This window comes from Candidatus Methanogranum gryphiswaldense (genome assembly GCA_019262145.1).
Taxonomy (GTDB): domain Archaea; phylum Thermoplasmatota; class Thermoplasmata; order Methanomassiliicoccales; family Methanomethylophilaceae; genus Methanogranum; species Methanogranum gryphiswaldense.
The window spans coordinates 832,346-848,575 of record CP076745.1; the positions used below are offsets into that span (position 1 = coordinate 832,346).

General features: G+C 40.4%; 19 protein-coding genes and 1 tRNA gene. 14 read left to right on the top strand and 6 right to left on the bottom strand.

Going from position 1 to position 16,230, the window contains the following annotated elements; genetic code table 11:
• Positions 1–59: 59 nt before the first annotated feature.
• Positions 60–1,061 (bottom strand): phosphoserine phosphatase, encoded by a 1,002-nt coding sequence (locus KRP56_04250; GenBank protein ID UAL07067.1) that lies wholly within the window; start codon positions 1,059–1,061, stop codon positions 60–62.
• Positions 1,062–1,353: 292 nt separating this feature from the next.
• On the opposite strand from KRP56_04250, the gene purB reads away from it, so the two are divergent.
• Positions 1,354–2,721, top strand: coding sequence for an adenylosuccinate lyase (purB, locus tag KRP56_04255; GenBank protein ID UAL07068.1), 1,368 nt, complete (start codon positions 1,354–1,356; stop codon positions 2,719–2,721).
• 2 nt (positions 2,722–2,723) lie between these two features.
• The gene (locus tag KRP56_04260) at positions 2,724–2,918 is read left to right on the top strand and encodes a hypothetical protein (GenBank protein ID UAL07069.1); all 195 of its coding nucleotides are present in this window, start codon (positions 2,724–2,726) and stop codon (positions 2,916–2,918) included.
• Positions 2,919–2,973: 55 nt separating this feature from the next.
• On the opposite strand, the gene KRP56_04265 is transcribed toward KRP56_04260, so the two are convergent.
• Positions 2,974–3,372, bottom strand: coding sequence for a pyridoxamine 5'-phosphate oxidase family protein (locus tag KRP56_04265; protein UAL07070.1), 399 nt, complete (start codon positions 3,370–3,372; stop codon positions 2,974–2,976).
• 144 nt (positions 3,373–3,516) lie between these two features.
• Here KRP56_04265 and KRP56_04270 point away from each other — a divergent pair.
• The 4 genes from KRP56_04270 to KRP56_04285 all read left to right on the top strand — a co-directional run bounded on the left by KRP56_04270 (position 3,517) and on the right by KRP56_04285 (position 5,811).
• Positions 3,517–3,591, top strand: a tRNA-Ala gene (locus tag KRP56_04270).
• Between the two features lie 181 nt (positions 3,592–3,772).
• Entirely contained in the window at positions 3,773–4,333 is a 561-nt protein-coding gene (locus KRP56_04275) for a manganese efflux pump MntP family protein (protein UAL07071.1), read from the top strand.
• Between the two features lie 112 nt (positions 4,334–4,445).
• Entirely contained in the window at positions 4,446–5,285 is an 840-nt protein-coding gene (locus tag KRP56_04280; protein ID UAL07072.1) for a sirohydrochlorin cobaltochelatase, read from the top strand.
• A 76-nt stretch (positions 5,286–5,361) separates the two neighbouring features.
• Positions 5,362–5,811, top strand: a complete 450-nt coding sequence (locus tag KRP56_04285; protein UAL07073.1) for a pyridoxamine 5'-phosphate oxidase family protein — start codon at positions 5,362–5,364, stop codon at positions 5,809–5,811.
• A gap of 45 nt (positions 5,812–5,856) precedes the next feature.
• On the opposite strand, the gene KRP56_04290 is transcribed toward KRP56_04285, so the two are convergent.
• Positions 5,857–6,345, bottom strand: a complete 489-nt coding sequence (locus KRP56_04290) for a hypothetical protein (GenBank protein ID UAL07074.1) — start codon at positions 6,343–6,345, stop codon at positions 5,857–5,859.
• Between the two features lie 50 nt (positions 6,346–6,395).
• Complete coding sequence (locus KRP56_04295; protein UAL07075.1) at positions 6,396–6,800, bottom strand: YbaN family protein; 405 nt, start codon at positions 6,798–6,800, stop codon at positions 6,396–6,398.
• A gap of 373 nt (positions 6,801–7,173) precedes the next feature.
• Here KRP56_04295 and KRP56_04300 point away from each other — a divergent pair, with 373 nt between their 5' ends.
• From KRP56_04300 to KRP56_04320, 5 genes are all read left to right on the top strand, one after another.
• A complete protein-coding gene (locus KRP56_04300; GenBank protein ID UAL07076.1) occupies positions 7,174–7,644 on the top strand; it encodes a pyridoxamine 5'-phosphate oxidase family protein in 471 nt (156 codons plus the stop codon).
• Positions 7,645–7,751: 107 nt separating this feature from the next.
• A complete protein-coding gene (locus KRP56_04305; protein UAL07077.1) occupies positions 7,752–8,846 on the top strand; it encodes an SPFH/Band 7/PHB domain protein in 1,095 nt (364 codons plus the stop codon).
• Between the two features lie 110 nt (positions 8,847–8,956).
• Complete coding sequence (locus KRP56_04310) at positions 8,957–9,370, top strand: NfeD family protein (GenBank protein ID UAL08456.1); 414 nt, start codon at positions 8,957–8,959, stop codon at positions 9,368–9,370.
• Between the two features lie 235 nt (positions 9,371–9,605).
• Entirely contained in the window at positions 9,606–11,321 is a 1,716-nt protein-coding gene (locus KRP56_04315; GenBank protein UAL07078.1) for an FAD-dependent oxidoreductase, read from the top strand.
• Between the two features lie 223 nt (positions 11,322–11,544).
• Complete coding sequence (locus KRP56_04320; protein ID UAL07079.1) at positions 11,545–12,036, top strand: flavin reductase; 492 nt, start codon at positions 11,545–11,547, stop codon at positions 12,034–12,036.
• A 5-nt stretch (positions 12,037–12,041) separates the two neighbouring features.
• Here KRP56_04320 and KRP56_04325 read toward each other — a convergent pair whose 3' ends face one another.
• Entirely contained in the window at positions 12,042–13,523 is a 1,482-nt protein-coding gene (locus tag KRP56_04325; GenBank protein ID UAL07080.1) for a winged helix-turn-helix domain-containing protein, read from the bottom strand.
• Positions 13,524–13,667: 144 nt separating this feature from the next.
• Between KRP56_04325 and KRP56_04330 the strand changes: the two genes are divergently transcribed.
• Positions 13,668–14,423: an EFR1 family ferrodoxin gene (locus tag KRP56_04330; protein UAL07081.1), complete on the top strand. Its 756-nt coding sequence runs from the start codon at positions 13,668–13,670 to the stop codon at positions 14,421–14,423.
• Here the strand turns inward: KRP56_04330 and KRP56_04335 are convergent.
• Positions 14,420–15,457 carry an MtaA/CmuA family methyltransferase gene (locus KRP56_04335; GenBank protein UAL07082.1) on the bottom strand — a complete coding sequence of 346 codons (1,038 nt, stop codon included), beginning with the start codon at positions 15,455–15,457 and terminating at the stop codon, positions 14,420–14,422. The two genes, KRP56_04330 and KRP56_04335, sit on opposite strands and share 4 nt — an antisense overlap.
• Positions 15,458–15,534: 77 nt before the next feature.
• Here KRP56_04335 and KRP56_04340 point away from each other — a divergent pair, with 77 nt between their 5' ends.
• Both KRP56_04340 and KRP56_04345 read left to right on the top strand, forming a co-directional pair.
• Positions 15,535–15,867 (top strand): multidrug efflux SMR transporter, encoded by a 333-nt coding sequence (locus KRP56_04340; GenBank protein UAL07083.1) that lies wholly within the window; start codon positions 15,535–15,537, stop codon positions 15,865–15,867.
• Positions 15,867–16,226, top strand: coding sequence for a multidrug efflux SMR transporter (locus tag KRP56_04345; protein UAL07084.1), 360 nt, complete (start codon positions 15,867–15,869; stop codon positions 16,224–16,226). The genes KRP56_04340 and KRP56_04345 overlap by 1 nt, the downstream gene beginning before the upstream one ends.
• Positions 16,227–16,230: the final 4 nt, after the last annotated feature.

Below are 16,230 nucleotides of genomic sequence, written 5' to 3' on the forward strand. Positions count from 1 at the left end.
AAGTGGATATAAAAAAGAAAATCGTTTAAGTTCCCGCTTTCGCGGGATAAATTGAAAGATCACAAGTATCCAGATTTCTGGAGCATCATGAGGTCTTCGGTAGACAACTTGTCTCCGGATTTGAAGCGGTCAAAGATCTCCTTTGCCTCTTTCTTGGACTCGTTGTCGTATCTCTTCTTCTTAACGGCATTTTTCTTGTTTCTAATGCCTGCGACATCTTTGTCCATTTCATGAACAGATTTGATCTGTTCGATGTGTTTCCTGTGCTCCTCGTCTGCAGCCTGTTTGCATTCTATGAATTTCGCCTGAGCGGCATCTGCTTCTTTTCTAAGTGCATCTGCTTCTTCGTAGAGTTTCAACATCTTGTCGTGGGCTGTCTGTGCAGCCTCTGCGAACTCAGATACCTGGTGGTGACAAGCTTCCGCCTGTACTTTGGCATCCCTAAGTTGCTGAATGATCTCTTTGACTTCTCCGCTCTGCTCGAGGGTCTTTTCTTTTTCCTCGATCTGACGTGCAATAACAGAGATCTGTTTAACGATCTCGTTCTCTTTGTCCTTTCCAAGTGATTTTGTCTGCTGGGTATATTCCAGGTCTTGGAGTTGTTTTTTGAGCTGTTTTACAGATACTTCGCCCTTGTCCTCTGCGGACTTCTCGGGTCTAAGTGCAGAGATCTGTTCCTTGAGTGCAGATACTTTCTGATTCCACTCATCCCTTACAACTTTCGTTTCTCTTACTTTCTGATTGAAAGAGTCACGTTCTTCTCTGCATTTTCCTGCCTCATCAACCAATTCACGGACTTTTCCGTTGAGGGTGTCCCTCTTGGCTTTCCATTCTTTGGTCTGAGTGTTGAGCTCGTCCCTAAGGCGCCTGTGTTTCTCAGCGTCGTTGTTCACGATGCTGCGTTTTTGCTCAATTTCCTCCAGGTTCTCTGGGGAAACTTCTGTCTCCACAGTTTCCTCGACCTGTGCGTCCTGTTCTGTAAGAACCTCAGCTGCCTTATCGGCAACCTGTTGTTGCTCTTCCGAATCAATCTGCTGTACTTCCTCCACAAACTTTTCCATAAAAATCACTCAATTGTTCGAACTGGCCATAATCGAAAGCATGGCCCACTTTTCGATTCCCTCTATATGGAGACCATTTATAAGGATTTCTACTTAAAACATTTTTTACATTGATATTCTTGAACCAAGGATAATTTGAAACCCTAAAGTTGTGTCATTGGTCGAAGTTATTTTGTTGATTCTAGCTCAATATCTTTATTTCGGCTAAAAGCATATTGGTTGTAATCGTACGATTTAGGTCAAACCTTCATCAACTTATAAATACCGTAATTCAATCCAACAGTCGATCCAAATGAATGACAATATCTGTCCCCTCGATTACAGGTACGGCCGTAAGGAGATGAAGTCCATCTTCACAGAGAAGGCACGCATCCAGTACCAAATGAATGTAGAGGCCGCATTGGCCAGAGCCCATGCTTCCATTGGAACGATCTCCAAAGAAGATGCTGATGAGATAGGACGTGTCTCAAGTCTGGATGTTGTCAATGTTGAAAGGATCAAAGAGATCGAGAAGGAGACCAATCACGACCTCATGGCCATGGTCAAGGCAATGACCGAGCAGTGCAGAGGAGATGCAGGTAAATATGTGCATCTCGGAGCAACATCTAACGATATTGTTGATACTGCCACTGCACAGCAGATAAAAGCTGCGTTGAAGATAATAATGGATGACGTTGATGAGCTGCTGTACACTTTCGCTAAGGTCGCTAAAAGGGAAAGGGATACCCTTGAGATTGGAAGAACACACGCACAATACGCAATTCCCATAACGTTTGGATTCAAGGTTTCAGGTTACATTGCAGAAATGCTTAGGCACAGAGAAAGATTGATCGAAATCATGCCGAGAGCCTGTGCTGGTAAAATGGCAGGTGCTGTCGGTACAGGGGCAGCATTGGGTAAGAATTTCCAAAAAATACAGATCTCCGTCATGAGAGACCTCGAATTGACATATGAGCCTGCTGCCACACAAGTAGTTGGACGTGACAGGTACACAGAATTGATATGCCTGATGGCAAATATTGCCACGTCCCTCGAAAGATATGGAACAGAGGTAAGGAACCTTCAAAGATCCGAAATCAAAGAGGTCGAAGAAGCATTTGATGCTGCCAAACAAGTCGGAAGTTCAACGATGGCCCAAAAAAGGAACCCCATCAACTCAGAGAATATATGTGGTCTTGCAAGGGTCTTAAGGGGATTCCTAATACCCACATTCGAGAATCAGGTCCTCTGGCACGAGAGAGATCTGTCCAATTCATCTGCTGAAAGATTCACGATACCTCATTCATTCATATTGTTGGATCAAATCCTATACAAGACGAACTGGGTTTGGAACGGACTCGAGATCCACAGAGACAGAATGCTGAAGAACATCGAGGCTTCGCAAGGACTTGTAATGGCTGAACCAATAATGATGAAACTTACGGAGAAAGGCATCGGAAGACAAGATGCACACGAAATGGTCCGCGAGGCATCCATGGTGGCCGTAGATAAGGACCTCCATCTGAGAGAGGCTCTCATGCAGAGAGAAGATATCAGAAAATATCTAACGGAGAAGGAGATTATCGATCTTATGAACGCTGCGAACTATGTTGGCGCATCAAAGGAGATCACAGACAAGATGGTATCCGCAGTTGAGGATGCACTCGGGAAGAAGGTGTGAATATGGAAATGTCACCTCAAAAAAGAGTACGTGTTAGACAAGGAGCCATACTTGGACTTGTAGTGGGAGTTTTTATCTTCATTTTCTTTTTCTTGGTTGCTGGCAAAGTGTTCTATCTTATTTTCATACCGCTCGCATGTGCAATGGGTGCCGCCGTCCAGTATGTCAAAGACGATACAACCGACGATGACGATTAAGTACTGTTTTAAAATAATGAAATGGTGCGGGGGCGATTCCCCGCATCAATTGGCTTCAGATCTTTTTTCCTGCATTGGGCCCAGGCGTCACATAGAAAATATCTGTGACCTTCAGCTTTAAAAGATTCTTTGCGGGATATGTCTCCTTTTTTGCATGTGCGAATGCAACGGCTTCCTCATAGTCCTTTCCAGAATTCTCAACAGCCACTTTACATTTGATCTGATAGCCATTAGGGAATTCAGGATTCCATACATAAAATGAGGCGAAAGGGTTCTCTTTAACATTCGCAAGGGTCTTGTTCATGTAGTTATCTACGATCCAAATTGTTTCGTCATCTTTTACGATAAGCATCCCTACCGGGGCGACGTTTGGTATTCCTGATTTAGATGCAGTTGCAAGGGCGAAGGGCTTGGTCTTCGACAATACTTCTTTGACTTCTGTTGTCATCTTCATGATTATCATGTCGGAATTGGATTGTTGAATATAAACCATATTCGTATCATGCGTTTGTTTAATGTTTGAATTCAAAAACAAATATTTTCTCTTTCAACAAGTTTATATCCTTTCTTTTATTCAGCACATCAGCCGGAAAAAAATGGGCAAGTAGATTAGCCCGGTTAGATCGCATCGTTCGCAACGATGAGGCCGCGTGTTCGAATCACGCCTTGTCCACTAAATCTTTCTTACTACCTCCCTTTAATTTGTTTTTTAAGACTAATTATGGAAAATATGTGATTTTATTCGATTTATTTCATTATGTCACATCTTTAATCGCATAGGAGAATGTTATACCCAATTCATTTTCATTTGAAGTAACATCCATATAGTCCTTTATATTCCGTGAAACAAACCCATGGACCTACTGACCATATTCCTGATAGCCATCGGCGTTTCAATGGATGCCTTCGCAGTAGCTTTGTGCAAGGGACTTGCTGTAAAGAAAGTAACCCTTAGAGACGCATTGATCGTAGGTATCTGGTTTGGTGGGTTTCAAGCATTGATGCCGCTTATTGGATATCTTCTTGGAACACAATTCCAAGAAAGCATCAGTTCTATCGACCATTGGATCGCGTTCATTCTTTTGAGTTTGATCGGTGCGAATATGATCAGAGAGGCTTTGGCCGATGATGAGGATGGCATCAATAGTTCTCTTGGTTTCAAAATAATGTTGCCCTTAGCTTTGGCTACAAGTATTGATGCACTCGCCATAGGCATATCGTTCGCATTTTTGAACATAGATATTGTACCAGCAATAATCATCATAGGAATAACTACAGCCTTTATAGCTGCGATCGGCATGTTCATTGGCGGTTCGTTCGGAGCCAAATATAGATCGAAAGCAGAACTCATCGGCGGAGCAATACTCATAATATTGGGATTCGAAATATTACTGGAACACCTAGGTATCATTTGAATTATAATTGATCGATCCAATTGTAATTATTATTGTAATATTGAGTTTTTTATTATTAGTTCAAGACAAAGGATATTTATCTAATCTGGATGATATATCCAATAGATATTACATGATAGTGAAAGACAAGGCCATACTCGTTGTCAGTTTCGGAACCAGTTATAATGAAAATCGTAAAAAAACAATTGGATCGATCGAATCATCAATTACTAAAAAATATCCAGATTGGGAAATTAGACGTGCGTTCACAAGCAAGATGATCATCGAGAAGCTTGCAAAACGTGACAATGAGAAAATCGATTACATAACCAATGCCATGGAAAGACTTATTTCAGATAAAGTCAAAACTGTGATCATTCAGCCTACACACATAATGAACGGTATGGAATATGACGACATAGTTAGGGCAGTATCTGGATATGTGAGGGCTTTTGATACGGTTTTGATAGGTAAACCACTGCTTACTACAGAAAGAGATTATGATAATACTGTCAAAGCAATAGAATCCACACACATAAAAGAAGCAAAGAATATTGCTGGTGACAGAGCAGCGATAATCTTGATGGGGCATGGTACAGAACATTATGCAAACGCCACTTACAGTCAGTTACATCTCAAACTTCAGATAGCAGGTCATACGAACATATATGTGACCACTGTTGAGGGATTTCCAACATTTGATGATACGATATTGCTGATAGAAGGAAAAGGTTACAGGAATGTTGTTCTCTTTCCGTTCATGTTGGTTGCTGGTGATCACGCCAATAATGACATGGCTGGTGATGATGAAAATTCACTTAAATCCCTACTTGAGAAAAAAGGATATGATGTCCACTGCGTAGTAAAAGGTCTGGGGGAATATAAGGAATTCATAGATCTGTTCATGGTTCATATTGATGACATGGTAGAAAAATCCACCAAAGCTTCAACAATGTGTAAATTAAACATTTAAGATGAGCGATAACCAGACTCAATTAAATGATTTCATCAAGAACAATTAATTATAATGTAGACGTAAATACTATATTATGGAACACAAGGTCAATGAACATGTATTAACGGAAGTACAATCAAGATCGGTGCTAAAAAAGGAAGAGATAGGGATATTTGCCACGACAAATGAAGATGGCACACCATACGCTATTCCTATGCATTACATTTTTTTCAATGACAGAGTGTATATGTGGACTCGTCCGCACGGCCAAAAGGTCACGAATATAACTCGTGATCCTAGATGTAGCTTTGCTGTGCTAAATCTAGCGAGCTACGATTCAGTAAACAAGGTCGAATTTGAGAGTGTGGTAGTGAAAGGAAAAGCAAGAATGATACTTGATGACAATGATAAGGTCAAGATATTAGCAGACATATCTGAAAAATATGGAAAGAATAAGGATATAACCTTGGAAAAAGTAAAAATGACCGGAGTAATAGAGATAATTCCTGACACAATAACAGGAAAGTATCGCAGCGGCCTCTGACTATCTTCAGAACAAGATTCAAGTATGCATTGTTGAGACAACAGATCATTCGGATCCAGTCAGGTTAACGAATGTGGTTATTTTCTCTTGCCATCCGTCTTCCAGAGGACCCTTTGTAGTCAATACAAAGATGCTCATGTCCGTTACTTTCAAAAGACCTTTATCTTGAAGCATTTTGTTCATAATTGGTAAAATCTTCTGCCATTTATCAACAGATTCCTGTTTGGGTCTTTTATCGGCCTTCTTGCTAGGTTTGATCTCCATTTCGGTGGATATTACAGCATATTTGCTTCCAGAAGGTATATCTTTCTTTTCTATGAAGTTACGAATGCTCCGTATAGGTTTTCCAAAACGTGCGGGTGTGATGAAAACATACAAATCTGCTTTTGGAATTTCTCTCCCTTGGAAATCATTCACATTACGGATGATGACCTCATTGCCTTTTTCTGTCATCTGTCTCTGATATTCTACCGCCAAATTAAGACCGTTACCATATTTTGATGCGTGAAAAAGCTCTATTTTCATATTGAACACCAATAATGAGACGGTATGATAGAAATAAAAACATTTGTTATTTCTTAGGTTTATTGTGAAGATTCTCTATTACACGGCGGTATCTTCTCATCTCTGCCCCGTAATAATATGATGTGCGCTGTTACACAAATTCCGACGATCATAAGGATTACGAGGATCAACATATTGTTGCGCATAAAATACATAGATATTGGTAAAAGTAACCAGAGGAATATGATACTTGTCACCTTTGTTTTTTTGGATACCCCCGTACCGTTCTGATAATTCGTTATGAATTCTCCAAAATAACTGGATTGTGACAACCATTTGTACATGCGTTCACTACTTCCACTGAAACAAAGTGCTGCGGCGATTATGAACGGCGTAGTTGGCAATATGGGTATGAATATGCCGATAGCACCTATAGCTGTGGCAAAGATTCCTAGAATAATGAGTATTGCCTGTCGAATCTTCATACCAATCGCCATTTTTGAATTGCTGTATATCGTAGTTAATTTTAACCATTATTTTTTTGTACTTTGGAAAACTTTTGATCTTTTTTACATTCAAAATATTTTCTGTTAATTATTGCTTCAGACATGGACGTCGGGGGCTTTACATGTAATAATCATCAAATTATGGTTAATTTTATTCTTATATGGTATTTAAGGATATCATTCACATCCAATGTAAGATTGTAAGAATATCGGCCATAAGTATTGCACCATAACATAAGGCAATTCACTATGATTTACATAAATGGAGTTTGTACAATCTTTTTTTCTAAAAATACCATTAGATGAATCACAATCCATAAGGATTTAATAACCAGACAGTAGATAATCAAATATGGAACCCAGGATGAAAAAATATCCATTGACCGTTGAACAATGCGAATCTGTTCTGATCAAGTCAGAAACAGGTGTCATGGCAACATTGAACGATAACGGTGCTCCATACGCAGTTCCCGTTAACTATGTTTACCTGAATGGAAAGATATATGTTCACGGCCGCGCAAAAGGACAGAAAATATCGAATTTGATCCTTGATCCTAGATGTAGTTTCACCGTGTTTGATGCTCAAGGTTATAACTATGAGGGAGAGACCGCATGTGATACAGAGACTGATTTTGAAAGTGTTGTGATCCAAGGTAGAGCTTTTATGGTAAATGATGAAAAAAGAAAATTTGAGATCTTAAGGGCCATATCTGATAAATATGGAAGAAAAGGTATTGAGATTCCTTTAGAAAGAATATCATTCACCGGCGTAATAGAGATAATACCTGAAGCAATCACTGGAAAATATCATAAAGGACCCTGATCTAAACTTTGTAGATAGATCGCATTATTTTCAAGATCAACCATATTTTCTTGTTTTTGACTATAATGTAATATAGTGACAATACGTAATTGGCGATGGTCTATTAAATGGAACAAAACCTGCTATTGGTAATAGCGATACTGGCCATATTTGTTGTATTGGTCTCCGCATTCAGCGGTGTGAAGATAGTACAGCCTTATGAACAGGCAATATACATGAGACTCGGTAAGTACGTCCGTGTCCTCAATCAAGGTCTGAACATCGTATGTCCGCTTATAAACAAGGTTGTAAAATTGGATCTTCGTACAGAGGTCATGGATGTGCCGAAGCAGGAGGTCATTACAAAAGATAATTCTCCTGTTTATGTCGATGCCATAATCTACATCAAGGTAACAGATCCGAAGAACGCGTTCTTCGAGGTTACGGACTATCGTCTTGCCACGGTGAATCTTGCACAGACAACATTACGTTCGGTGATCGGAGAGATGGAACTCGACGAGATACTTTCCAACAGGGAGAAGATCAACATTCAGCTGAGGGACATACTGGATGAAAGCACCGACAAATGGGGTGTAAGGATAGAGACCGTTGAGATCAAAGAGGTGGATCCTGCAGCAAAGGTCAAATCATCCATGGAGGACCAGACTTCAGCGGAAAGGAAGAGACGTGCCGCAATCCTCGAGGCAGACGGTCTCAAGAGGGCAGCAATCCTCGAGGCAGAAGGTAAGAAGAAATCAAGGATACTCGAGGCAGAAGGTCTTAGACAGTCCATGATACTCGAGGCAGAAGGTAAAAGGCTCGCCACGATATTGGAAGGACAGGGTGAGGCACAAAAGTTGCGTATACTGTCTGTCGGAGCAGCAGCCATGGATTCTAAAGCATTGTCAGTATTGTCATTGGATACCCTTCAAAAGATAGGTCAGGGAGAATCGTCAAAGATATTCTTCCCAATGGAGCTCACCAGATTGGTGGATGGAATATCTGATTACTTGGGCTCTGCACAGAGGATACCCGATAGAGCGGTATCCGATACAGAGAGTATCAGACGCGATGTCGGAGACCCCGATGATATATTGGGGCCGATCCCCAAACAAGAGGACATAAGACGCGAAACTGAAGAGATAAAGAAGAACGTCGAGAACGAGATATCGGAATCCAACAGTATTGCCGAATCAGTCAAGACATCAAGGTCAAGATCTTGATTTAAAATCTTTTAATTGCACCCCTTTTGGGGTGCAATATTTTCCTTATGATTTAAGTATCGGATCGACAATTACATGTCATGGACCCGGTAACGCTGGCTTTGATATTGATCATCATCGGAATGATATTGATCATAGTGGAAGCCTTCAGTCCGGGCGTGTACATGATAATTCCCGGCACCGTTCTTTTGATACTGGGGATACTAGGTTGGGCTTTTCCAGATTTCCTTTTCACTTGGAAATCGCCAGTAGTGGCGCTCGTAATTGCTGTACCCGTGACTGTCCTCACAGTATGGGGTTACAGATACTTGGGAAGACCAGAACCCCCTTCCACGACCGTCATGGATTCTTTGTTGGGAAGGAATGGAAAGGTGACCGTTGCAATAGTTCCTGGTAGCATGAAGGGCAAGGTCAAGATAGGCTCCGATACATGGAGCGCTGAAGCAGATGAGGAAATTGACATCGGACAAGAAGTAACAGTCGATTCCAGTTCTGGTGTCCATGTGCATGTGAAGAAAAAATAATTCTATTTCTGAATCTTAAAAGTAATGGGAATCTATAATTAACCAACGGTTAGCTTTATCTGTACTGAAGTTCCTACATTGAGTTGATCATGGACTGGTGGTTAGGACCTGTATACCTGTTAAAACTGTATAAAGTTGAAGAAATTTACTAACTCAGACATTGCTCTGCAAGATCATACTAAACTTGATCTTCATCGGTCAGATCGAAAGCGCATTATGAATGTGTGGAGGTCTTATGATGAAGTGGAAATGTACAGTTTGCGGTTATATTCACGAAGGCGACGAGCCTCCAGAAGAATGTCCTGTCTGCGGTTCACCTAAAGAGGTTTTCGTATTGATGGACGAAAAAGAAGGATCTACGGAACAAACCTCTTTAAAATCCTACAGTACGGTTCATGATGCTGATATATTGGTGGTGGGAAGTGGCGCTGCAGCACTTTCTGCAGCGATAACAGCCAAGGCCAATGGCGCCAGCGTTATAGTATTGGAAAAAGCATTATCTGTGGGAGGAACCACCATCCGCTCAGGTGGAGGTTTCTGGATACCTAATAACAGATTTCAAAAAAAGGCTGGAATACGCGATACGAAAGATGACGCTCTAAAATATATGGCACGTTACTCATTTTCACATCTTTATGATCCCACCAATATGAGCTTGGGTCTTCCAGAGCACGACTACAGTTTATTGAGTGCATATTATGATAATGCTTCCGAAATGGTTGATTTTCACGAAAGCGTAGGATCCCTTCAGATCATCAACGAAATAAATTGGTTGGGCAAAATGCAAGTTGACTATCAGGACCATATGCCTGAGAACAAAGGAATACGTGGACGTGTTCTTTATTCTTGCAATCCCGATGGAAAAAAAAGCTATGGTTATGAGCTTATGCGGCAATATCAGGAATGGTGCCGTAAGAATGATGTCCCGATACTAACAGGCCATCGTGTCATTCGCATTCTACAAAATAAGAAAAAAGAAGTGACCGGACTAGAGGTCAATGTTGGTAATGATAATCAGACATTCAGAGCATATAAGGCCGTAATATTTGCAAGCGGAGGTTATTCTCATAATCCTGAAATGGTGTTGCGTTTTCAAAGAGGTCCTCACTTCGGAGGATGTGCAGCATCAACGAATACAGGTGATTTTATTACAATGGCAACCGAGATTGGTGCGCAATTAGGAAACACGGCTGGTGCTTTTCGTACTCAAAGTATATTTGAAAATGCAATTTCCGATCCGAATGGAATGAACAGTGTTTTCTATGTTCCAGGAGACAGTGTTCTCGAGGTCAACAAATATGGCCATCGTTTCGTTGACGAAAAAAGGAATTACAATGATCGGACCATGTCTCATTTCATCTGGGATCCGCAACGTGCCGAATGGACGCATATGCTTGTATTCATGATATTCGATCAGAGAACGGCTACACTTTGGCAGGGATTTCCACCATATACAATTCAAGGTAAGGAAGCACCGTACATCATCAAATCGGATACATTCGATATATTAACCGATGAAATATCCATTCGTCTTGACTCATTGAAACATCATACGGGAGGATTCAAATTATCACCTGATTTTAATGACAATCTAAAAAGAACGGTCGTTCATTTTAACGATTTTGCAAGAAAAGGTCATGATGATGATTTTCAAAGGGGGGATTTCTTCTATGATAGGGAATGGACCACATTCCCTCCAACTATACCCGGTCAGGAATGGCCTCCTAAAAAAAGCAAGAATCACACAATGTACCCATTGAGCGATAAAGGGCCTTATTATGCGATCATATTAAGCGCTGGAACACTGGATACAAATGGCGGACCAGTAATTAACGCTAAAGCTCAAGTACTGAATGCAAGAGGCGCTCCCATTTCAGGTCTCTATGGTGCCGGAAATTGTATAGCATCCCCAACAGCTAACTCGTATATTGGGGTGCAGGCAGTACGATAGGCCCAGCAATGACATTTGGATATATCGCAGCAAAAAATGCGATCAATGAACCATCAAATAAAGGATTGCACTAAAAATGCCCATTTTTACTTGATGGATTTAATTATCAAACAGAAAATAAACCTCTTTGACCTTTTCATTTCTATGAATTCGAAATCTTTGCATGATGACGATATTTATTACTCTTAACCTCAATATCTATTTCGTGAATTCAACTTTTAAAATGGTATCTACAGACGAACTGAGATTCAATCCATTTACCAAATTAGGCAGAGATTGGATACTCATTACTGCTGAGGTCGATGAAAAGATCAATTGCATGACAGCGTCTTGGGGAGGAGTAGGTGTAATGTGGAACAAGCCCGTAGCCATTATTTTCCTACGTCACAGTCGTTATACAAAAGAACTTGTGGACAAGGCCGATTCATTTTCCATTACAACATTTGATGTTCCAAAATATAAGGAAATGTTGTCGTATATGGGATCGGTATCGGGACGTAACGAAGATAAGATCAAGAAAATGGGTTTGACCATCGATCATTGTGATGGCGTCCCTTTCTTCGAGGAAGCCTCCTCCGCAGTTATATGCAAAAAATTATGTTGTCAAGAGATACAAAAAGAGAACATCCCGAAAGATATACTGAATACAATGTACCCCAAAGAAGATTATCACAGTATGTACATAGGTGAGGTCTGCAAGGTCCTAAAAAAATAATTTGTTCAAAATTTCATTTCAGATACGAAGAAAACATTGTAATCGGTTTCAGTAAGCTCCTTCAATCCTGATTTTATCAATCCTTCATAAAATGAGGATATGTGTCTGAATTCCATATCGCCTATACTGTTTCTTTTAATGTTGATTCTCAAAGGTATGTGTGATAATATTCTTGTGTTAAGGTCATATCCAATATTGATTCCACAAGCCTTATCTAAAAAGACCTCGGGCTCAATGTTCGGATCATGTGATACCATTGCTTTCGCAAATTCTGAACCTGTCCTATACATAAGCCCGGTACCATCAATTCCTGTAAGTCTGAGTGCACAGGTAACATACTTGAAAGCATATCTGTAATAGTCTGAAGGGTGGTCTGCCAATGAACGAAACATTTCCTCAACTAAACTCGTGCAACCTTTCTCCATCTTTGCAGGAATTAACATTGGTATGGCCTGAAGTTCATAATAAACATACTTTGAACGAGTATCATTATCAGATGAAATGGCACCTATTTTCATTAATTTCGCTATGTTCATGTGCACTGTTACAGGCGGTATGTCCAATTGTTCTGATAATTGCTTAAGTGATCTTTTTCCTTCCTTCAGCAATTCTAATATCCTCATCTGTGTCTCATTACCGAAAAGTATCGATTTATTTCCTACGAGGTATACTGCATACGGCTTATCATCTCTTTTCTCTTCTGAAGCAAGTATACTATTCTTTCCTTTACAACAACAATTATATGGTTTGATTATCAGATATGTCGTATCGTCCTTTTCCTCAACAGAATCTAGATGATATGGGTCACCTGTCCTTTCCATCATGAATTGACACAGCGACCCAATCACAAGACGAGTGGATATCAAAGACTCTCTTGAAGTCTGACCGCGATGTGTTTGCTCCACGACCATATCTTTTCCGTTGATGATTATCTTTATTGACGGAAACGAAGCTCTGTTGTAAATCTCAGTTATCGCTCTTATGAACTGCTCATCATCCACATTACCAAATTTTTTCCACATATAATGAGCAGAAAGTCTTCCACATCTTTCCAATAAGGGATCGATACTTATTCCTACGCTGAGCGGTATTATACTTGTAAGCATGAGTATCGCACTGTCATGTCCTTTTTGATTCAGGACAATACGCTCCACGATCGTTTTCTCAGCCTGCAAGATCTCCGGTCTCACTTCTACAGATTCCAAGCATTTGAAAGATGATGGATAATAAACGACCTTTCTTTTATCATTAGCATCTTGATAGGAATTTACAAGCTGCCATCTCAATAATTTCATCATATTGGACTGTATGGACGACTTCGACAAATTCAATTCCAAAGCGATCTCAGAAGATGTCATTTCTGAATGCTGAAGTATATCCATTATACTGATGCTAACGGGATTGGTAAGATATCTTACTCCTCCGTCGGTCACGAATATTGCGTAATGATCGCTGTACTCTATGTCTGCCATGATATCTGTATCCAAAACTGATGCCTTAGTATCGGATTGATGAATATAATAGTTTTTCAGATCATTAATATCGTACTGTGATCTCAAAACCGTTTATCTGCAGATTGGTGAAATACTGACATGAATCAGATTATAATGATATGATGTACATTACCGATCATGATCATCTGTTTCAGCGGTACCGGAAATAGCATGCATGTCGCAAAGTATGCATCTGCTGTTATCGGTGATGAAGTTGTTTCCATAAACGATCTTTTAAGATTAAGAGAAAAAGAACCACTCAGATCTGAGAGGCCATGGGTGTTAGTGTGCCCGATATATGCATGGAGAATACCTCGTGTAGTAGAAAAATTCATTCTTGAGAATGCATTCATGGGCAACAAACAGTTCTATTCCATCCTTACATGCGATTCAGAAGTCGGAAGTGCTGACAGATATTTGAAAAAGCTGTGTACAGAAAAGGGTTTTGTATACATGGGTATGGCATCTGTCAATATGCCAGAAAATCTAATTACGATGTATCATGCCCCGAGTGATAAGGACTGTGAAGTGATAGTTCGTCGTGCTGATAGAAGGGTCAAAGGTCTTGCTGAACTTATCAACTCAGAAGTGAAACTTACTGACAATAAATCCAAAAGTATTTTCAAAAGTGCAGTGGTAAATCCAATATTCTATAAATTCTATGTAAAACCAGAAGGATTCCGTACAACAGATTTGTGCACATCGTGTGGACTTTGCACTTCAAATTGTCCGATGAATAACATTAAAATGATCAAAGGAAGACCACAATGGGAAAATAATTGCACTTTCTGTATGTCATGCATATGCAGATGCCCTACGGAAGCAATAGAATATAAGAATAAGACGAAAGGAAAAAGAAGGTACGTCTGCGTCGAAACAGATGAACGGTCTTAATCGTACATGCCCTTAACAGCATTGACGATAGAACAAAGATTCTCATCTGTTGTATGCGGAGATACCCCGCATCCAGGTGCAATTATGTCAAATCCAGCATCAATTATCTTTGCCGTGACATTCCTGCATTCTGATTGAGTTCCCATGAGTAAAGGAGATACTGCTCCTATATTGCCCACCAAGATTGTTTTTCCGCCTATTCTCTCTACTGCAGTATAAGGGTCCACCTTTTCTTCTATGGAAAGACAATCGACACCCGTATTGACCATTTTTTCCAATATGGGCTCGGCATCTCCACAGATGTGAAGTGAGGAATTCGCACCTTTGACGTTGGACAAACATGTTCTTATGAATTGACCAGAGAATTTTTCGAACATGTCGGGCATTATGATATCTGGAGATCCGGCTCCCTCTGACATTTGGATTATGTCCGCGCCCGCATCTGAGAGAGCTTGTACATACCCGCGACACAAAGGCTCTACCAATTTTACCCATTTTAACGATTCATCTGGTGCAATTATGGTACCCATTATTAGATCCTCTATCGATACCAGATGACCTACAAGTGTAAGCGGTCCTGTTGTACCTGCTATCACTGGGTATTCTTCACCGTATTTTTTTGACATTATATCGATCGCATCGATCACAGTTCTTGGTCTGCCTTCTGAGATGAATTCTTCACTTCCGATGAAAAATGGGAATTGATTATTTTCTTCCAGGAGTCCTAATTTGTATGGATGGTCTTTCACCATGGGCGTTCTGTCCTTTTTACCCTTATCGATATTGCAGCCCAATCTTTCTGCCTCCACTGAAAGACAGAATGGAGCACGCACGGCTTCAAAACCAAACATTTCTGCAGCACTCGCTCCAAGAACAGACATCATCTCTGGATCATAATTGGCTTCAGGCCAAAATATGCCTTTTCTATCCATCTGCGACACTGTCACACTCTGTGTGAAAATAGCAACGGGAGGTCTATCATAAGATTCTCCGTTTATCGTGGAAAGAACACGTTCCCTTGGCGATACGGTCATATCAAACAAATGGACGTGTCAATATTTATCATATATCAGTGCATGCACACAAACCAATCGGTAAAGGAGGAAATTCGTTGTATGATCTCAATTTCATTATTTGGCTTATAATCGGAGGTCTTCTTGAACCGGTTTGGCTTCTTGCACTTAAAAAATCCAATAATTTCAAAAATAGAAAATACGCTATACTGGCACTTATTGTTATGTTTGCAAGTCCTCTTTGTTTATCGTTTGCAATGAAAGGGATCCCTGTCGGTATTGCGTATGCTGTGTGGACAGGGATCGGTGCGGTTTGTGCTGTCGGTCTTGGATCGTTGCTGTTCAAAGAAAAGATAACAAAACATATTGCATTTTACACCTTCCTTATAATATCTGGAACAGTAGGATTGACATTGGTAGGTGGTCTTTGATGAACCCGTGGATGTATGTGATATTGGGTGGATTCTTTGAGACAGCTTGGGCAATAACTCTGAAGCTTTCAGATGGATTCACCGAATGGTTATGGGTGGCACCTACGATAGCTCTTATTATTATCAGTACCTTTTTACTTAATAGGGGGTTGACAGCAAATCTTCCTGCTGGGTCTGCTTATTCTGTATGGGTCGGGATCGGTGCAGTTGGAAGCCTAATCGCAGGGATTATGCTTTTTGACGAGTCGGTAACATTACTAAAAATATTATTTGTGATATCGATAATTGCAGGTGTCATTGGCATCGAGCATGAACATGGTAAAGAGTTTTCAAAGATCGTGGAAGAGATCAATAAATGACCAG

Coding starts and splice junctions, on each gene's coding strand:
- KRP56_04295 (UAL07075.1), bottom strand. CDS start 6,800: ATGAAGATTCGACAGGCAATACTCATTATTCTAGGAATCTTTGCCACA.
- KRP56_04280 (UAL07072.1), top strand. CDS start 4,446: ATGATAGTGAAAGACAAGGCCATACTCGTTGTCAGTTTCGGAACCAGT.
- KRP56_04275 (UAL07071.1), top strand. CDS start 3,773: ATGGACCTACTGACCATATTCCTGATAGCCATCGGCGTTTCAATGGAT.
- KRP56_04345 (UAL07084.1), top strand. CDS start 15,867: ATGAACCCGTGGATGTATGTGATATTGGGTGGATTCTTTGAGACAGCT.
- KRP56_04320 (UAL07079.1), top strand. CDS start 11,545: ATGGTATCTACAGACGAACTGAGATTCAATCCATTTACCAAATTAGGC.
- KRP56_04315 (UAL07078.1), top strand. CDS start 9,606: ATGATGAAGTGGAAATGTACAGTTTGCGGTTATATTCACGAAGGCGAC.
- KRP56_04265 (UAL07070.1), bottom strand. CDS start 3,372: ATGAAGATGACAACAGAAGTCAAAGAAGTATTGTCGAAGACCAAGCCC.
- purB (UAL07068.1), top strand. CDS start 1,354: ATGAATGACAATATCTGTCCCCTCGATTACAGGTACGGCCGTAAGGAG.
- KRP56_04330 (UAL07081.1), top strand. CDS start 13,668: ATGATCATCTGTTTCAGCGGTACCGGAAATAGCATGCATGTCGCAAAG.
- KRP56_04250 (UAL07067.1), bottom strand. CDS start 1,061: ATGGAAAAGTTTGTGGAGGAAGTACAGCAGATTGATTCGGAAGAGCAA.
- KRP56_04285 (UAL07073.1), top strand. CDS start 5,362: ATGGAACACAAGGTCAATGAACATGTATTAACGGAAGTACAATCAAGA.
- KRP56_04305 (UAL07077.1), top strand. CDS start 7,752: ATGGAACAAAACCTGCTATTGGTAATAGCGATACTGGCCATATTTGTT.
- KRP56_04260 (UAL07069.1), top strand. CDS start 2,724: ATGGAAATGTCACCTCAAAAAAGAGTACGTGTTAGACAAGGAGCCATA.
- KRP56_04300 (UAL07076.1), top strand. CDS start 7,174: ATGGAACCCAGGATGAAAAAATATCCATTGACCGTTGAACAATGCGAA.
- KRP56_04335 (UAL07082.1), bottom strand. CDS start 15,457: ATGACCGTATCGCCAAGGGAACGTGTTCTTTCCACGATAAACGGAGAA.